Raw genomic sequence first — 2,581 nt, 5'->3', positions numbered from 1 at the left:
CAAGATTTAATTGTTTATCTGCTATCACCTCAAGGTCAAATAGAACTGAGTAATTATCGTACAGTAAAAATTCCTACTTTTAAAGTTCCAGAATTTGTCAAAACTGAATTCACCGATTTTTATCAAGCTGTTTTCCAAAAAGAATATGAAGAACAAAATAAACAGATAGCATTTTTAGAATATGCCTCGGATTGGGGTTCGAGCCATAAATGTTTTTTCTGTTCTGCTGATGAATCTTTAACCTCAGAAGAATTAAAACAAGCAGGTGTATTTTGGCTAGATCGGTATTCTAAATTAGCTAATAGTGGCGTATTCATAACTCGCCTTCATATTAGATATACTCGCGATCGCTTTCCTGAAGATCTTGTATTTCAACAAACAAACAATAAGCGTAAATTTCAAGCAACCTACATAGTCAGCCATCCTTTTCGCGGTGAGATACCTGAAGAAATAGATTGTTCAGCCTCTTCTATTGAGAGATACAAACAAAAAATTAAAAAACAACAACAAGAAGAAGTAAAAAATTTGGAAGTTTATACAAATTGGAATATTCAAGAAATTCGTCGAAAAATGAAGGAATACAAATTTAAGTCTTAGTAATCAGCAAAACATAGATCGCAAGTAGAGTTGGCATTGCCATCCTACTAATAATAAACCCTCCCACCTCAACCAATCAATCCCAAACACCCAACAAAATAACCCCTCTCTGCGTCCTCTGCGTCTCTGCGGTTTATACAAAAAACGACAACCTCTCAACGCCAAACAAACAAAAGATGAAAACAATACGCATCCTAATATCCTGCATCATCACAGGTGCAATCCTACTATTCGGTATCAAACCCGCACTAGCTTTTTGTGGATTCTATGTAGCTAAAGCTGATAGCAGCTTATACAATCAAGCATCTCAAGTAATCATTGCTAGAGATGGAAATCGGACAGTATTAACCATGTCCAACGACTATCAAGGAGAAGTTAAAGACTTCGCGATGGTCGTACCAGTGCCAGTAGTTTTAAAAGAAGAACAGGTACACGTCAATGATGCCAAAATTCTCTCTAGGCTAGACGGTTTCAGCGCACCGAGATTGGTTGAGTATTTTGACGACGATCCTTGCAATCCATTAGTTTATGAAGAATTTTCTAGAGCAAGTGATTCTATAGCTGGAGTACCATCACCCGCACCTCAGATAGAAGCAGATTTGGGAGTAACGGTAGAAGAACAATTTACTGTTGGGGAGTATGACATTGTTATCCTTAGTGCCAAAGAATCCGATGGGTTAGAAACTTGGCTAATCCAAAACGGCTATAGAATTCCCCAAGGTGCAAAAGAATTACTCAAGCCTTATATCAAGCAAAATCTTAAATTCTTTGTGGCAAAGGTAAATCTAGAAGAATTTGACAGTAACGAATTTGAGAAATTAAGACCGATTTCCATTGCCTATGAATCTCCTAAGTTTATGTTACCCATTCGTTTGGGAATGATGAACGCTCAAGGCGACCAAGATTTATTAGTTTATTTACTCTCTCCCGAAGGACAAGTACAACTTACCAACTATCGCACTGTCAAAATTCCTTCTAACCAAGAAGTCCCATTATTTATTAAAGATGAATTTGGCACATTCTATAGTGCCATGTTCCAAAAATCCTATGAAGAGGAAAACAGACAGGTAGCTTTCTTGGAATATGCCTGGGATATGAGTACTTGCGATCCTTGTGCTGCCGATCCTTTAAACCAAGAAGAATTAAAACAAGCAGGGGTATTTTGGTTGCCAAAAAATCAAAATCCCAATCTTCGTCGAGGTGGTAACAACGTCTTTATAACTCGTCTTCACGTGCGTTATTCCCGCGATAAATTCCCTGAAGATCTCAAATTCCAAACTACAAGCGATCGCTATAATTATCAAGGCAGATACGTGCTACGCCATCCTTTCGAGGGGGATCTTAGTTGCGAGGCGGGTAAGGAATATAAAAAAGTACTCCAAAGAAGACAAAAAGAACAAATCGATAATTTGGCACAACTTACTGGTTGGGATAAAGCTGAGATCGGCGATCGCATCGAACGAATGGAAACGGAAACTCCTCCTTGGTGGTCTGAACTTTGGAATTAAACGAAAACAAGTCATTTAGGGGCGAACAGCCGTTCGCCCGTACAATTATGAAAATCATCCGTATTTTGCTATCTTGCGTTGTGGCAAGTGTAATTTTATTCTTCGGTATCAAACCCGCACTAGCTTTTTGTGGCTTCTATGTAGCTAAAGCCGATAGCAGTCTTTACAATCAAGCATCTCAGGTCATCATTACTAGGGATGGAAATCGAACGGCTTTAACTATGTCTAACGACTATCAAGGAGAAGTAAAAGACTTCGCAATGGTTGTTCCAGTACCAGTAGTACTAAAAGAAGAACAGGTACATATCAACGAAGCTAAAATTATCGAAAGGCTAGATGGTTTTAGCGCACCGAGGTTGGTGGAATATTTTGATGAAGATCCTTGCAATCGATCTATAAGAAAACGTAGATTGGGTGCTACTAGAGGTGTTAGCGAATCTGCTAGAGTACCTTTACCCCAACAAGCAGCAGCAGAT

Annotated in this window: 2 protein-coding genes and 1 pseudogene; all 3 read left to right on the top strand. The window is 38.7% G+C overall.

The genetic code is table 11. The features are described from left to right. Positions 1-597: pseudogene (locus AC33VI_RS14240) on the top strand (DUF2330 domain-containing protein); the annotation flags it as partial. A 176-nt stretch (positions 598-773) separates the two neighbouring features. Further along, entirely contained in the window at positions 774-2,105 is a 1,332-nt protein-coding gene (locus AC33VI_RS14235; RefSeq protein ID WP_491782926.1) for a DUF2330 domain-containing protein, read from the top strand. A 47-nt stretch (positions 2,106-2,152) separates the two neighbouring features. Continuing rightward, positions 2,153-2,581 (top strand): DUF2330 domain-containing protein (locus tag AC33VI_RS14230; protein WP_491782925.1); only part of this gene is annotated, 429 nt, incomplete at its 3' end.

This window comes from Waterburya sp. (assembly GCF_058530065.1).
The sequence above is the reverse complement of the archived record's forward strand: the minus strand, read 5'-3'. Positions and strand labels throughout refer to the sequence as shown.